16 protein-coding genes are annotated in these 14,619 nt (G+C 42.8%); 9 read left to right on the top strand and 7 right to left on the bottom strand.

Annotation, left to right across the window (positions count from 1 at the left end; translation table 11 throughout):
- Positions 1 to 27: 27 nt before the first annotated feature.
- Positions 28 to 1,260: a cell division peptidoglycan polymerase FtsW gene (gene ftsW, locus MK370_RS07070; RefSeq protein ID WP_268684721.1), complete on the bottom strand. Its 1,233-nt coding sequence runs from the start codon at positions 1,258 to 1,260 to the stop codon at positions 28 to 30.
- 154 nt (positions 1,261 to 1,414) lie between these two features.
- On the opposite strand from ftsW, the gene MK370_RS07065 reads away from it, so the two are divergent.
- The 6 genes from MK370_RS07065 to lysS all read left to right on the top strand — a co-directional run bounded on the left by MK370_RS07065 (position 1,415) and on the right by lysS (position 6,712).
- Complete coding sequence (locus tag MK370_RS07065; protein ID WP_268684720.1) at positions 1,415 to 1,891, top strand: glutathione peroxidase; 477 nt, start codon at positions 1,415 to 1,417, stop codon at positions 1,889 to 1,891.
- Between the two features lie 205 nt (positions 1,892 to 2,096).
- Positions 2,097 to 2,954, top strand: a complete 858-nt coding sequence (locus MK370_RS07060; RefSeq protein ID WP_002894996.1) for a glycoside hydrolase family 25 protein — start codon at positions 2,097 to 2,099, stop codon at positions 2,952 to 2,954.
- A 142-nt stretch (positions 2,955 to 3,096) separates the two neighbouring features.
- Complete coding sequence (locus MK370_RS07055; RefSeq protein ID WP_268684719.1) at positions 3,097 to 3,945, top strand: DUF368 domain-containing protein; 849 nt, start codon at positions 3,097 to 3,099, stop codon at positions 3,943 to 3,945.
- On the top strand, positions 3,938 to 4,423 hold the full coding sequence (locus MK370_RS07050; RefSeq protein WP_268684718.1) for an aminoacyl-tRNA deacylase: 486 nt from the start codon (positions 3,938 to 3,940) through the stop codon (positions 4,421 to 4,423). The genes MK370_RS07055 and MK370_RS07050 overlap by 8 nt, the downstream gene beginning before the upstream one ends.
- A 62-nt stretch (positions 4,424 to 4,485) precedes the next feature.
- Positions 4,486 to 5,121 (top strand): histidine phosphatase family protein, encoded by a 636-nt coding sequence (locus MK370_RS07045; protein WP_268684717.1) that lies wholly within the window; start codon positions 4,486 to 4,488, stop codon positions 5,119 to 5,121.
- A 100-nt stretch (positions 5,122 to 5,221) separates the two neighbouring features.
- Positions 5,222 to 6,712, top strand: coding sequence for a lysine--tRNA ligase (lysS, locus tag MK370_RS07040; protein WP_268684716.1), 1,491 nt, complete (start codon positions 5,222 to 5,224; stop codon positions 6,710 to 6,712).
- Between the two features lie 97 nt (positions 6,713 to 6,809).
- Here the strand turns inward: lysS and MK370_RS07035 are convergent, their stop codons facing one another.
- Genes MK370_RS07035 through MK370_RS07025 form a run of 3 tightly spaced genes read right to left on the bottom strand, consistent with a single transcriptional unit; the run spans position 6,810 to position 9,923 of the window.
- A complete protein-coding gene (locus tag MK370_RS07035) occupies positions 6,810 to 8,078 on the bottom strand; it encodes an ABC transporter permease (RefSeq protein WP_268684715.1) in 1,269 nt (422 codons plus the stop codon).
- Positions 8,078 to 8,776: an ABC transporter ATP-binding protein gene (locus MK370_RS07030; protein ID WP_268684714.1), complete on the bottom strand. Its 699-nt coding sequence runs from the start codon at positions 8,774 to 8,776 to the stop codon at positions 8,078 to 8,080. Before MK370_RS07030 ends, MK370_RS07035 begins: the two co-directional genes overlap by 1 nt.
- Complete coding sequence (locus MK370_RS07025) at positions 8,760 to 9,923, bottom strand: efflux RND transporter periplasmic adaptor subunit (RefSeq protein WP_268684713.1); 1,164 nt, start codon at positions 9,921 to 9,923, stop codon at positions 8,760 to 8,762. Before MK370_RS07025 ends, MK370_RS07030 begins: the two co-directional genes overlap by 17 nt.
- Positions 9,924 to 10,132: 209 nt before the next feature.
- Here MK370_RS07025 and gorA point away from each other — a divergent pair, with 209 nt between their 5' ends.
- Positions 10,133 to 11,482 carry a glutathione-disulfide reductase gene (gene gorA, locus MK370_RS07020; protein ID WP_268684712.1) on the top strand — a complete coding sequence of 450 codons (1,350 nt, stop codon included), beginning with the start codon at positions 10,133 to 10,135 and terminating at the stop codon, positions 11,480 to 11,482.
- 354 nt (positions 11,483 to 11,836) lie between these two features.
- Here gorA and MK370_RS07015 read toward each other — a convergent pair whose 3' ends face one another.
- Positions 11,837 to 12,568, bottom strand: a complete 732-nt coding sequence (locus MK370_RS07015) for a cyclase family protein (RefSeq protein WP_268684711.1) — start codon at positions 12,566 to 12,568, stop codon at positions 11,837 to 11,839.
- Positions 12,569 to 13,038: 470 nt separating this feature from the next.
- On the opposite strand from MK370_RS07015, the gene MK370_RS07010 reads away from it, so the two are divergent.
- Complete coding sequence (locus tag MK370_RS07010) at positions 13,039 to 13,584, top strand: biotin transporter BioY (protein ID WP_268684710.1); 546 nt, start codon at positions 13,039 to 13,041, stop codon at positions 13,582 to 13,584.
- 23 nt (positions 13,585 to 13,607) lie between these two features.
- Here MK370_RS07010 and MK370_RS07005 read toward each other — a convergent pair whose 3' ends face one another.
- Positions 13,608 to 13,820, bottom strand: coding sequence for a YdbC family protein (locus tag MK370_RS07005; RefSeq protein WP_002897227.1), 213 nt, complete (start codon positions 13,818 to 13,820; stop codon positions 13,608 to 13,610).
- A 90-nt stretch (positions 13,821 to 13,910) separates the two neighbouring features.
- Here MK370_RS07005 and MK370_RS07000 point away from each other — a divergent pair, with 90 nt between their 5' ends.
- On the top strand, positions 13,911 to 14,267 hold the full coding sequence (locus tag MK370_RS07000) for a hypothetical protein (protein ID WP_268684709.1): 357 nt from the start codon (positions 13,911 to 13,913) through the stop codon (positions 14,265 to 14,267).
- Between the two features lie 26 nt (positions 14,268 to 14,293).
- Here MK370_RS07000 and MK370_RS06995 read toward each other — a convergent pair whose 3' ends face one another.
- Positions 14,294 to 14,617 carry a CHY zinc finger protein gene (locus MK370_RS06995; protein ID WP_268684708.1) on the bottom strand — a complete coding sequence of 108 codons (324 nt, stop codon included), beginning with the start codon at positions 14,615 to 14,617 and terminating at the stop codon, positions 14,294 to 14,296.
- Positions 14,618 to 14,619 lie beyond the last annotated feature (2 nt).

Genomic DNA, 14,619 nt, shown 5'->3' with positions numbered 1-14,619 from the left:
TGCAACAACTGTTCACACGAACAGCGATTAAGCTTCCTCAGACCGGTCCTGCGCCTCTGCTTCCATCTGCTCATACAGGGCATCACGGCGCTCGTTGGCATCAATATTAAGTACCAATGCGATGGCTACTGACAAGACCAGAAGACTGTTCCCTCCTTGCGATAGGAAGGGGAAGGTTACTCCTGTAGAAGGAATGAGACCTGAGATACCACCGATATTGATGAAGGTCTGCATGAGTATCATACCGCCAATTCCCAAAGCCATCATGGAGTTAAATGGATTCTTGGCACGAATCCCTACCAAGATAATTCTCAGAATCAAGAAAAAGAGTAAGGCCAGAATCAGACTGGCACCAAAGAAACCAAACTCTTCTATCACGATAGAAAATACAAAGTCTGTATGAGCTTCCGGCAAATATCCGCGCTTCTCAATAGAGTTACCCAAGCCTAGACCAAACCAGCCGCCATTACTCATAGCATAATAGGAATTCGCCAATTGGTGGCCTGAGCCAGACAGATCCTTGAAGGGATTGAAGAAAGCGCTGAAACGCTTGGCCACATATCCAAAGACTGGAATCTTGGCCACGCGCTCAACCCCAATCAACCATATGCTAGCCAGAACCAAACCGGAAACACTAACAATGGTTCCCAGCATCGTAGAAAACCATCGATAGCCAATCCCGCTGACAGCTATCATTATCACGACAGTCAAAAATAGAATAGTCGCATTTCCAAGGTCTGGCATAATCGCTACAATCCCAATCAGAATAGCCACCATCGTCCGCCAGTCGTTAAAGGCTTTAGGAAACCAATGGTTGTGAGTCAGGGCTTGATAGTCATAGACCTTTATCTCCTCCTGTCTCTTTGTGAAGCGAAAAGCTAGATACCAGACCAGAATAATCTTCAAATACTCCGCAGGCTGAATACTGAAAGCTCCAAGCTTCAGCCAACCATGGGCGCCGTTGATAGTCCCTGTTATAAAACGAGATAAAAGCAAGAGGATAATCTCAGCAAAGATAACTATAGTCAGGATACTTCCTTTTTTTAAGAATCCCAAGCGTATTCTGTATAAGAGCGCAATTATAAAGAGACTTATTATCCAAAAAATCCCCTGATTCAAGACCATTCCAAAACCATTTCCTCCGGCCTGAATCGAGGTAGGACTCGTCGTTGAATAGACCACAATCAATCCCAAAACAGATAAAATCAAATAGGGAATCAAAATGGAATAATTCAACAAGTGCTTCTTGTCAATTTTCATATTTCACCATTAAACTTCTAAAAATTCAATTCTCATTATACCACCTTTTGGATTGAAAAAAAAGCATTAGTGCAGAGACTGGAATAATATGACCTTGCCTTCTCTCTTTTACATAAAATTGTGATAAGATAGGAATCAAACAAAGGAGGAGAACATGACAGACATTTATGATATCGAAATCCAAAAACAAGACGGAAGCCCGCAAAAAATGAGTGATTATAAAGGAAAGATTCTGCTGATTGTCAATACAGCGACCGGCTGCGGCTTCACTCCTCAGTATCAAGAACTGCAGGAACTCTATGAGCGCTATCAGAAAGACGGATTTGAAATCCTGGATTTCCCCTGCAATCAGTTTGGCCAGCAGGCTCCTGGAGACGCTGCAGAAATCAACAGCTTTTGCAGCCTCAACTACGGAACGACCTTTCCTCGATTTGCTAAGATCGATGTCAATGGTCCTCATACTGCTCCACTCTTTGACTGGCTCAAAAAAGAAAAAAGCGGTCTTCTGGGCGAAAACATAAAGTGGAATTTCACAAAGTTTCTGGTCAGCCAAGACGGAACAGTCATCAAACGCTTCTCTCCACAAACCTCTCCCCAAAAGATAGAAGAGCTCATTCAAAAGCTATTATAAAAGGTAAGAAAAAGCAAAACGATTTAGCCAATGGTAACTCATCTTCCACAGCTTGGCTAAGGTCTTTAAAAACAAGACATTTTGGCTTTCAAAACGTCTTGTTTTTGCTTTATAATATTTCAATTATATTACATTTCATTCATTTTCCAGCAATTCTGGGGATATTTTTTGCTTTTTTATTTGTTTTAAGTTAAAATAAACCAGTATGAGGAAGAGGATTAAACCGCTTGCAATCCTAATTTTCTTTGCTTCTTTTATCGCTTTTATTTTGATAAGCAAGCAAATTACTGACTCTCAGGAAAAGCAAGCACAGGCAAAAATTTCACAAACTAAACAAACTCCAAGTTCCTCAAAAAAAGAGGAAACATCTGACGATTCGTCCTTGGATGAAGAGTTTATTTCCAGACCAATCATTGACATTTCTGGCTGGCAGCTGCCAAGTGAGATTAATTACGACTTACTCGCGCAGAATGTTTCGGGAGTGATTGTCCGTGTTCATAGTGGAGCGCAGGCAAAGAAAGAAAACGCAGCAACCCATCTGAATGGTCTGGACAAGTCTTATGAAAGACACATCAAAGAATTTCAAAAGCGTAACATCCCTGTCGCTGTCTATGCCTATGTGGCCGCCAATAGCAAAAAGGAAATGGAAAAAGAAGCTGAAAGTTTCTACAAGGCTTCTGCCAAGTACCATCCAACCTATTATTGGCTAGACGTCGAAGAAAAGACCATGTCTGACATGAATGCGGGAGTTGAAGCTTTCCGAGCCAAGCTAGAGTCACTTGGTGTTAAAAATATTGGTATCTATATTGGAACTTATTTTATGGAGGAGCATAGCATCTCTACCGATAAGTTCACAGCAATTTGGATTCCGACTTATGGAAATGACGACGGCTACTACAATGCCGCACCAAATACTGAGCAAGATTACGACTTGCATCAGTACACATCACAAGGTCAGCTGACTGGTTTCTCACATTATCTTGATTTGAACCAGCTGTCAACCTTGAAAGACCAGACAGCTACTTACCAAAAGCTATTTACAGTTCCTAAAGAAAGCCAATAGCTCAGAGCGACAGAACAAGTCTCAAAGACTGCTGTCGTTTTTTATTGTCACAAAATAGGAAATTCTCAACCGTTTCCTCTTAATAAAGCCTATATTTTATGATATAATGATTTGATAAATGAAATTAGAAAAGGAAAATACAATGATTTCTTGGTTGAATAGAATTTTCAAAGGAATGGTCATTGCACTTGGCTTTATTTTACCTGGAGTTTCAGGCGGTGTTTTAGCAGCTATCTTAGGTATTTACGAGCGCCTGATTCATTTTTTAGCACATTTAAAAGAAAACTTCGTCGAAAATGTTCTCTATTTCATACCAGTTGGAATCGGAATGATTTTAGGAATTGCCGCCTTCTCCTATCCTGTCAATCTGCTGCTGGACAACTACAAAGTGATTGTCCTTTGGGGATTTGCCGGAGCTATCATCGGGACTGTTCCCAGCCTCATTAAAGAGTCTGTCGCTAAAAGTGAGCGTGATTGGATTGATATTCTCGTTTTCTGGGTCAGCCTCATCCTTTCAGGAATCTTTCTTTATTCCTTAAATGGTATGGTCGGCACCTTACCAGCCAACTTCCTCTCTTTTATCTTGGCAGGAGCCTTGATTGCACTGGGCATTTTAATTCCCGGACTTAGTCCGTCCAATCTTCTCTTAATTTTAGGACTCTATGTCCCTATGCTGAATGGCTTCCGCAAACTGGATCTCTTGGGCACCTTTCTTCCTATCGGAATCGGAGGAGCCCTGGCTCTGATTCTCTTCTCTAAGCTCATGGATCATATTTTGAAAAATTACTACTCTCGTGTCTATCACTTTATCATTGGCATCGTCCTATCCAGTACACTTCTCATTGTATTGCCACAAGCAGGAAACAGTGAAAGCATCAGCTATCATGGAGTTTCTGTATTGACACTTGTCCTTGCAGCCTTTTTCTTCGGTCTGGGAACCTGGTTGGGACTCTGGATGTCACAATTAGAAGAGAGATATACTAATGGCTAAAAAAACAAAAATCAAAAAAACACTGGTCGAGCAAATTTTAAGCAAGGCTAAGATTGAACATAGAGGCCTGCAGCTAAATGCCTTAGCAGAACAGCCAGCCGAAGGCTTGGACCGTTCGCAGATTTATAAAACCTTGGCCTTGACAGGAGACAAAATCGGCACACTAATCGGTATCTTACCTATCACAGAGCATCTGTCCGAAAAGAAAATGGCCAAGATTTCTGGCAATAAAAAAGTCAGCATGATTCCCCAGAAAGACTTGGAAAAGACAACGGGCTATATTCACGGAGCCAATAATCCTGTCGGTATCCGGCAAAAGCACAACTTTCCAATCTATATTGACCAGTCAGCTCTAGAGCGAGATAGCATCATCGTGTCAGCTGGCGAAGTCGGCCGCAGTATCGAAATCAAGGCTCAAGATTTGGCGGATTTTGTTCAAGCTGACTTTGCAGACCTAAAGGAAGATTCTAGCTCATAATTTTTCAATACTGCACCTAATATTCTCAATTAACTCTAATAAGAAAGAAACAATCGACCACTATGAAATTATACTTTGTCCGACACGGAAGAACGGAATGGAATCAGGAAGGCCGATTTCAGGGAGCCAGCGGTGATTCACCACTACTGCCAGCCGCCGTTGAAGAACTGCATACCCTAGGAAAACATCTGGCTCAGACACAATTTGGCAAGATTTACAGCAGCGACCTCCCTCGTGCCGTTCGCTCTGCTGAGATTATCCAAGAAGAAAGCCAGTTCCAGACTGAAATCTTATCAGTGCCTGAACTGCGAGAATGGCAGTTGGGAAAACTAGAAGGCGCAAAAATCTCTACCATAGAAGCCATCTATCCGCACCAGATGACTGCCTTCCGCCACAACCTTTCGCAATTCAATCATACGTTTTTTGATGCTGAGTCAGTCTACCATACAACCCACCGAACCATTTCCTTTATCAAGACCTTAAAGGACAAGGACTATGAACAGGTCCTCATTGTCGGGCACGGTGCTAACTTAACCGCCAGCATTCGGACTATGCTGGGCTATGACACACCTCTTTTGCGCAAGAATGGCGGTCTGACCAATGCTAGTATCACCATCCTTGAAACAGAAGACTTTGAGAATTTTGAGCTGATCACTTGGAATAATACGGATTACTTACTTGAAAAGGCAGAAAATTAAGGCTGGATTTCTAGCTTTTTTTCTTACTTTATAGCCAAATATAGATGAATTTCCCTATCTTTTGTGATAAAATAGGTAGGAAAACTTTTGGAGGAAAAACATGACTACTGAACATATCGAGGAATTAAACGACCAGCAGATTATCCGCCGTGAAAAAATGGCTGCGCTGGCTGAGCAGGGAATTGACCCTTTTGGCAAACGCTTTGAGCGAACTGCTAACTCTGCTCAACTGAAAGAAAAATACAACGATAAAGATAAAGAAGAATTAAACGAACTCAACGAAACAGCTATTATCGCTGGCCGTCTCATGACCAAGCGTGGCAAAGGAAAGGTTGGCTTTGCCCACATCCAAGACCGTGAAGGCCAAATCCAGATTTATGTGCGTAAAGATGCGGTTGGTGAAGAAAATTATGAAATCTTTAAAAAGGCTGACTTAGGAGATTTCCTCGGTATCGAAGGTGAGATTATGCGGACGGATATGGGGGAGCTTTCTATCAAGGCGACCCACCTTACTCATCTGTCCAAGGCTCTGCGTCCCCTGCCTGAAAAATTCCACGGCCTGACAGATGTCGAAACCATCTACCGCAAGCGTTATTTGGACTTGATTTCCAACCGCGAAAGCTTTGAACGCTTTGTCACTCGCTCAAAAATCATCTCAGAAATTCGCCGTTACTTGGATGGACAAGGCTTCCTTGAAGTTGAAACTCCTGTTCTCCATAATGAGGCAGGCGGTGCTGCTGCCCGTCCATTTATCACCCACCACAATGCCCAAAACATTGACATGGTACTGCGGATTGCAACCGAGCTTCATCTTAAACGTCTCATCGTCGGTGGTATGGAGCGAGTTTATGAGATTGGCCGTATCTTCCGTAACGAAGGAATGGATGCTACTCACAATCCAGAGTTCACTTCCATCGAGGTTTACCAAGCCTATGCGGACTTCCAAGATATCATGGACTTGACTGAAGGCATTATCCAACATGCAGCCGTCTCTGTTAATGGAGATGGACCAGTCAACTACCAAGGAACTGAAATCAAGATCAATGAACCATTTAAACGCGTTCACATGGTAGATGCCATCAAGGAAATTACTGGTGTTGATTTCTGGCAAGATATGAGTTTTGAAGAAGCTGCTGCCTTGGCCAAGGAAAAGAAAGTTCCGCTTGAAAAGCACTTCACCAAAGTTGGCCATGTTATCAATGCTTTCTTTGAAGAATTTGTGGAAGAAACCTTGATTCAGCCAACCTTTGTCTACGGTCATCCCGTTGCAGTGTCACCTCTGGCTAAGAAAAATCCAGAAGATCCACGCTTCACGGACCGTTTCGAGCTCTTCATCATGACCAAAGAATATGCCAATGCCTTCACCGAGTTGAACGATCCAATCGACCAGTTATCTCGTTTTGAAGCACAGGCCAAAGCCAAAGATCTGGGTGATGACGAAGCAACTGGCATCGACTATGACTTTGTCGAAGCTCTGGAATACGGCATGCCACCAACTGGAGGTCTGGGAATCGGTATCGACCGTCTGGTTATGTTACTAACAGACGTAACTACCATTCGCGATGTCCTGCTCTTTCCAACGATGAAATAATCTGTATTTTATACGATATTAAGAAAACAAATCCTGCTGGAATTCCAGCAGGATTTTTACATCAAAAAAAGTCTGGTTCCCCAGACTTTTGATTATATTATTCATATCTTAGTGCTTCAATTGGATCCAGTTTGGAGGCCTTGTTGGCCGGCAAGATTCCGAAGAGAACACCGATAGTTGCTGAGAAGAGAAGGCTGACGATGCTGACTGATAGAGATACCGTCACTGGTGTTCCTTCCAGCATTTGACTCATGGCTGAGCCTAATACAGACGCAAGTCCTGCAGCTAGAAGCAGGCCAATCAAACCACCAATCAGTGTCAAAATCATAGACTCAATCAAAAATTGCATCAAAATATTGCCACGCGTTGCTCCCAGAGCTTTCCGAAGTCCGATTTCCCGGGTCCGCTCAGTAACAGATACCAGCATAATATTCATAACGCCGATACCTCCAACAAAGAGAGAGATTCCGGCGATGGCACCGATAACTCCTGTCATGGCACCATAAATATTTTGCACTTCCTGATAGAGGGCACTATCATCTGTCACTTGATATTCGCCCTGTTGGAGTCCAGCTATTTCCGTTAATTTCTTGGCAACCTTAGGACCAAGTTCTGGAACCAAGCTAGTATCATTCACTCGAAGAACAATCTCTGAAATTTCATCGACTCCAAAGTTAGCAGCTATGAGAGTATTAGTTGTAATGGCATTACCGCCATAGACCTGCATGGAGCCAGATGCAGCAGCAGTTTCAGGATCTCTATAAACCCCAATCACCCGATAGTTACTGGCACCTACTGTCACAATTTTATTGATTGCCTCTTCAGCGGAAGAAAAGAGGTTTGCAGCCAGATCTTCATCCAGCAGCACAACACTGGCAAAGCCTTGATAGTCTTGCTGCCTCAGAGCGCGACCAGCAATGATTTTGTATTTTTTTACCTGAATATAGGTCATGTTTGCTCCGACAAAGTTGACACGCTCAGCCTGCTTATTTTCGTAGCTAAAGGTTTCCATAGCTGAGTTGGTCACATAGTAGCCGTCCACTCCCTTGATATGGGTCAATTCCTTAACCCAGGCTTCCTGGGCCTTGGGTGGTTCCACCACTTCTTCGCTTTCATCTTCCACATTTACAGAATAGAGATCAGCCGTCTGTGTGTAGGAGCCGTCCTTGCTCTTTTTAGGAGAAAAAACAAGACGCATGTTTTTCTGACTTTTGGTAAAACTCTCATTGACCCGTCGGGTAATGGAATCTCCTAAGGCCATGATAACCACAACCGAAGCCACTCCGATAATAATCCCAATCATGGTCAGGAAAGACCGCATCTTGTGTCCAAGAATGGAGCTAATGGCAAATTTCCAGTTTTGCATTAGACTAGTCCTCCTTCCTTAGCGCTATCAGATGAGATGACACCGTCACGAATGACAATCTGCCGTTTGGCATAGGCAGCAATCTCAGGCTCGTGGGTTACCATGATAATGGTTTTCCCCTCTCGATTGAGCTCAGTTAAGAGATCCATAATCTGCTCACCAGTCTTGGTATCCAGGGCTCCCGTCGGTTCATCAGCCAGAATCAGAGAAGGATTATTGACCAAAGCACGCGCAATGGCTACCCGCTGCTTCTGTCCTCCGGAAAGCTCTGAAGGCAGATGGTGCATCCGCGTGTCCAGCTCCACCTTGGTCAGAAACTGCTCGGCCAAGGACTTACGTTTAGATTGACCAACACCTGCATAGATCAAGGGCAGTTCCACATTTTGCAAGGCATTAAGCTTAGACAAGAGAAAGAACTGCTGAAAGACAAAGCCGATTTGTTTATTCCGAACCTTGGCCAGCTTCTTATCTCCTAGCTTAGCGACTTCTTCGCTTCCCAGATGATATTCACCAGTGGTCGGACGATCCAGCATCCCAATGATATTCATCAGAGTAGACTTACCAGATCCAGACGGTCCCATGATGGCAACAAACTCGCCCTCTTCAACCTCCAGACTGATGTCTTTTAATACCTGCAATTCCTGGTCTCCATTGCGATAGCTCTTATTAATATTTTTTAACTCAATTAGCTTCTTCATAAGATTTCACCTCTTGACCGTCTTTCAAGCTATCTGTCGGATTGATGATAACTTTACTATCCTTTGTCAAACCAGATGAGATTTCTTGATTTTCAGCATCAGAATTTCCGAGCGTTACTTCTGTCTTCTTAGCAACTCCTTTTTCCAGGACCCAAACATAGTTCTTGTCTCCGTCCATTACCACACTGCTGACTGGCACAATGAGTCCCTGAGTATTGTTTTTAACTTCAATGTTGACAGAGAAGCCTTGCTTGAGCTCACCAATCTCGCTGGTAATGTCAATTGTAAATGGATATTTAGAACCTGAAGCTGTTCCGCTGCCACCAGTTCCAGATGGTTGAGCTGCTGCCTGCTGGCCGTCTTTTGGATAGTTAGAAATGTAGCTGATTTTACCAGTCCATTTCTTATCTGGGTAAACCTTTGATGTAATGGTCACTTCTTGACCGACAGACAAATTAGCCAGGTTGTATTCGGATAATTCACCCTTAATCTGCAGATTACCATTGCTGACGATATGAACCAAGGTTTGAGTGGCACCTGTTGTTGATTTTGAAACATCGCGGTTGACTTCTACGACCGTACCATCTGCTGTGCTGGCCACTGTTAAGGCATTGAGAGTAGCTTGCGCTTTGTTCATATTATCCACTGCATCAGCTCGAGCATCGCGCAGGTCAGCTGCTTGAGACTCTACAGAACGCTGAGCCTGAGCTTCAGACGCACCATCTGCTTCTTCGTCGCCAGTCGTATTTACAGTCACACCATTGGTTTGCAAGTCATGCAATTGACGATCGGCTTTGCTAACCGCCCGAGCAGCTGCATCGTAAGCTGCCTGAGCCTCTGCACTTTTATAAGTAACCAATGCTTGACCGGCAGTCACCTGATCGCCTACATTGACCAGTACATTTTCCAAGTCACCCTTGGTGCTGTCATAGTAGATATACTGCTCATTGCTGGCTGTGACATTTCCTGTCAGCAAGACTGAAGAAGCCACTGACCCTTCCTTGGCCTTTTGAACCAGCGGAGTCGTATCAACAGGCATCTCAGAAGGGTTCCCTCCGTTTAAAAACATGAAGAGAATTGCTCCTGCAACAACTGCAATCGTAGCTCCAATAATGCTAAATAATTGCCATTTCTTTAACTTTTTCATCTTTTTTCCTCCTCTTGATGAAAACGATTTTCTTTTGTTATATTATATCACAAGGCTATCATAATTCTTCTAAAAAAATTTACAGTTTTTCTCAAATGGTTGCTATTTCATCTCAGATTGTCACTCCACTTAAATCCGTAGCAGATTTTTGCATTCACATGATAAAAAAGGTACAATTACCTCATATAATAGAAGGAGATTCTAACAAAATGAAAGAATTTGATATAATTGCTATTGGCGGTGGCAGCGGGGGGATTGCTACCATGAATCGGGCTGGCGAATACGGTGCCAAGGTTGCCGTTATTGAAGAAAAGAAACTGGGTGGCACCTGTGTCAATGTTGGCTGTGTCCCAAAGAAGATTATGTGGTACGGAGCTCAAATAGCTGAAGCTATCCAGCATTATGGACCAGACTACGGCTTTACCTCTGATAATCAAGCTTTTGATTTTGCTACCCTTCGGAAAAACCGCGAAGCATACATTGACCGAGCACGTTCATCTTACGATGGCAGCTTCAAGCGGAATGGTGTCGAGCTGATCGAAGGCCGTGCCCGCTTTGTTGACGCAAACACTGTCCAAGTCAACGGCGAGCTCATACGCGCCAAGCACATTGTCATCGCAACAGGTGCTCATGCTGCTATCCCAAATATTCCTGGCGCAGGCTACGGCGAGAATTCCGACGATGTCTTTGCTTGGGAAGAGTTACCTGAAACTGTAGCCATTGTCGGAGCAGGCTATATAGCAGTTGAGCTAGCTGGCGTGCTCCATGCTCTAGGAGTCAAAACTGACCTTTTTATCCGTAAAGATCGACCACTGCGCAACTTTGACAGTTATCTGATTGACGGTCTGCTCCAAGAAATGGAAAACTCTAGACTTCAGCTTCATACCCATAAGATTCCGCAAAAGCTGGAAAAACTTTCTGATGGTCAGCTCAAGCTCTACTTTGAAGATGGCAGCAGTCACACAGCCCAGCATGTTATCTGGGCAATTGGTCGTAAGCCAAACGTCCAAGACCTCAATCTGGAAGCAGCTGGCGTCACTCTCAATGAACGTGGCTTCATTGCTGTAGATGAGTACCAAAACACTGTGGTTCCAGGTATCTATGCTCTCGGCGATGTAACAGGTGAAAAAGAATTAACTCCTGTTGCTATCAAGGCTGGACGAACCCTGTCTGAGCGTCTTTTCAATGGTAAAACAAATGCTAAAATGGACTACTCAACTATTCCAACTGTCGTCTTCTCCCATCCCGCTATTGGGACAGTTGGCTTAACTGAGGTAGAGGCTATCAAGACTTACGGAGCTGAAAATATCCACGTTTACACATCTAGTTTCACATCCATGTATTCAGCTGTCACCCAGCACCGCCAACAGGCTAAGTTCAAGCTCATCACAGCTGGTGAGGACGAAAAGGTCGTCGGCCTTCACGGTATTGGCTACGGAGTAGACGAGATGATTCAAGGTTTCACAGTTGCTATCAAAATGGGCGCTACCAAGGCTGACTTTGATGCTACAGTTGCTATTCACCCGACTGGCTCCGAAGAGTTCGTGACCATGCGATAAAAAATTCAAAATCAGAAGAGGTTTGGTATTCCAGCCTCTTTTTGACTTCTGCTACCATTTTATAATAAAGATTTTGAACGTTCCATAACCTAATCTTTCATTTTACAGACGAATCTTACATTTTTGTAAGATTGTAAATTTTAGCTGTTTCAGTTTCATTTGACATTCCTTTCAAATATCAGTTTAATGAAAGAAATTGAGAATTTTTTCAGACCATAGATTTCTACATCACTATTTTAAAGGTTAAATTGTCAAATATCCATCAAGAAATTCCAAAGATTATAAAAAGCGATCTATTTATTAGTTATTATATGATACAAGGAGCCTGAAATGAAATCTCAGACTCCTTTTTCTTTATGGTAAAATAGCTACAGCCCGGACTGGTGAACCGCTGGCTTGATGCCAGTTGGGAAAGCTAATCGAAATGAGAGTACCTTTAGCAGGCAATTGATCCAGATTGGTCATAACTTCTAACTGATAAATGTCCTGCTCCAAAAGATAGTATTCATTAAGCAATCCATGCTCCGCTGTAGGAATACCCGCATCTGTATCAAAAGTTTCGTGACCTATTGCCTTGACACCACGCTCATGGATAAGAAACTCTAGAGCATCCCGACCCCACCCAGGAGTATGCTGAATCTCCTGATTATCCAGATTGCGCATAGCTGATTGACTCGGCCAACGCTTGGACCAGTCTGAGCGAAATGCAACAAACGTTCCTGACTCAATCTGCCCGTGCTCCGCTTCAAAATCCAAAATATCCTGCTTGCCCAGAATAAAGTCTGGATTCTCTGCTACTTCCTTAGACTTATCAATAACCACCAAAGGCAGGAAAAGATCTTTTAGCTCAATCTCTTCCAACCAGCGACCACCCTCCACAAAATGAATCGGAGCATCAATATGAGTTCCGTACTGGCCAACTACAGAAAACTGCTGAACATGAAAACCGTCTTTCAAAGTGAAAATATCCTTTTTCTCCAAGGCAGGCAGAGCTGGAAAATGCGGACTGTCTTCCTTGATCTGATGGGACAAGTTGACCCATTTTTTCTCCTGTAGTTCCTGATAAATTTTTAATAAATCTGTCATATGCTTCTCCAATCTAGTCTGTCTTGCTTTGGAAAGATGTTAATTACGCAACCACACCTCTAGCAAAAACTCTTATTTACTTTTGCATTATTATATCAATCAAAGTGAGCTGCTGCAATTCTTTACAGCTCTTTTAGATAATCCTTTTTTATTGATTATAATATAGTTTGAAGCTATAGCTAATTTTTCTAATCAAGCCTATTCAAACATTGAAAATTTTGATATGATAGTACAAAGCAATCCAGAAACGAGGAAACTGATGAGTAAAACGAAAAAAATTATTGCAGCCTTGGGCATCCTTTTCTTTAATATTTTTGGCCTTATCGCCTTCTTTGTCTTGCTCATCAGAAGCAAGAAACGAAAATAAGAATCTGTCTGTATATTTGTCTCGTCCGATTAAGAAGGACTTGACTTTTTTTTATTTAGCTTTTAAAATAGTTACCATAAAATAAAAAAGAGGTTTACTATTTATGAACAAAAACAAAGCATTTCTTCTTGCCCTCCCAGCTATAGGAGCTGCTTTCCTAGCTGTCCTATCCCAATTTACTATTTCCATTGGCCCCGTTCCCATCACGCTGCAGACTTTTGCTGTCGGTTTGATTGCGACGATTTTCAAACCTCGCGAAGCGGTTTTGTCTGTTTTCATTTATCTGCTCTTGGGAGCCATTGGCCTGCCGGTCTTTGCTGGAGGAAGTGGTGGTTTTCAGGCTCTCTTTGGCCCAAGCGCCGGATATCTCTGGTTCTACTTACTCTTTGCCCTTGTGACATCCAGTCTGACCCATAAGGACAGTCCTTTCTATATGATTTTTATAGCCAATGTATTGGGTGACGCTCTCGTCTTTGTCGGTGGTATCCTAGGACTACATTTCTTGGGGGGGCTTGATTTCTCTAAGTCAGTCGCGGTTGGCCTGACTCCTTTTATCTTGCCTGACTTGCTAAAAATGATTGCTATCACCATTATTAGCATCCCTATTTTTAAGAGTCTGAAATTCCATTCCTACTTTTCAGAGAAATAGAAAAACTGATAGAGCTTTCTCTATCAGTTTTTAAATGCATCCACGAGAACTTGGAATTCTTCGTTAGAAAGTGTAATTCCCTTGCCCATCTTGCTGTGGTCTGGGCTCCAAGTCCGAATATCGTACTTAGCTGGTGCTCCGTTAAAGCTAACGCGGTTGAGTTCCTTGGTCCAGCCCTTATCATTTTCAGACAGGACCAGAAGTTTTTCTTCGATTTCGAATGTAAATTCAGCCATATTTCACCTCTTGTTTTATTTTCCAACTAATAATTCGTAAAAGAATTTACAATTTAGGGAATTTTGTTATATAATATATTGTAACAAGTTATGGAGATTTTAGCTATGAAAAAATATCTCGAAATGATTTTACAAAGAGCCAACGAATTTATCAGTGGCAAAAAGAATGAACAAGGACTAGAGGACAGCGGCCGCATCCTGCGTACCATCGAGTTAGCTCTGCGTAAACAATCTGGTGTCCACGTTATCTTTCTGGATAAAAGCTTCACCGGAGATATTGTAAAATACGATCGCGAGCGCCTGCAGCTGATTATCAAGAATTTCAAGAAAAGTATGACCACTATTATCCGCGTGCAGGACATCAAGCGAATCAGTCTTGTACCAAATAATATCCGTGAAGCCCAAAAGAAGGACATTCGCATCACCAGCCATCGTTTCAAAAGATAACTCTTCCATCCAGCTGGATGGAAGAGTTATTTGTTTGTCTGAAAATAAATCGATCGATGCTTCTTGCATCCTGGATTAAAAGTATGAGTACAGATAGGACAAGCATCCTCACAGCCAAGATACTGAGAAATAGTCAGCTCCGTCCTGCAATGACCACAAAGAACTACTCGATCTTCTGACCGACTCACAGGATAGGCCAGAAAAGCATGATCTTCGTAGCGGTCATGACAGAGAAAGCAAGGATAGTATTTCTGACAAGCAAAGCACTTAAGAGCTATGACATCTCTCTCACTATGATAATGCTGGCAACGAGTCTCCTCGTCAAGAATATCTCCGTAAACCTGGATCATGC

The organism is Streptococcus sanguinis (assembly GCF_026781265.1).
Classification (GTDB): domain Bacteria; phylum Bacillota; class Bacilli; order Lactobacillales; family Streptococcaceae; genus Streptococcus; species Streptococcus sanguinis_T.
This window is presented reverse-complemented; position numbering and strand designations above follow the sequence as displayed.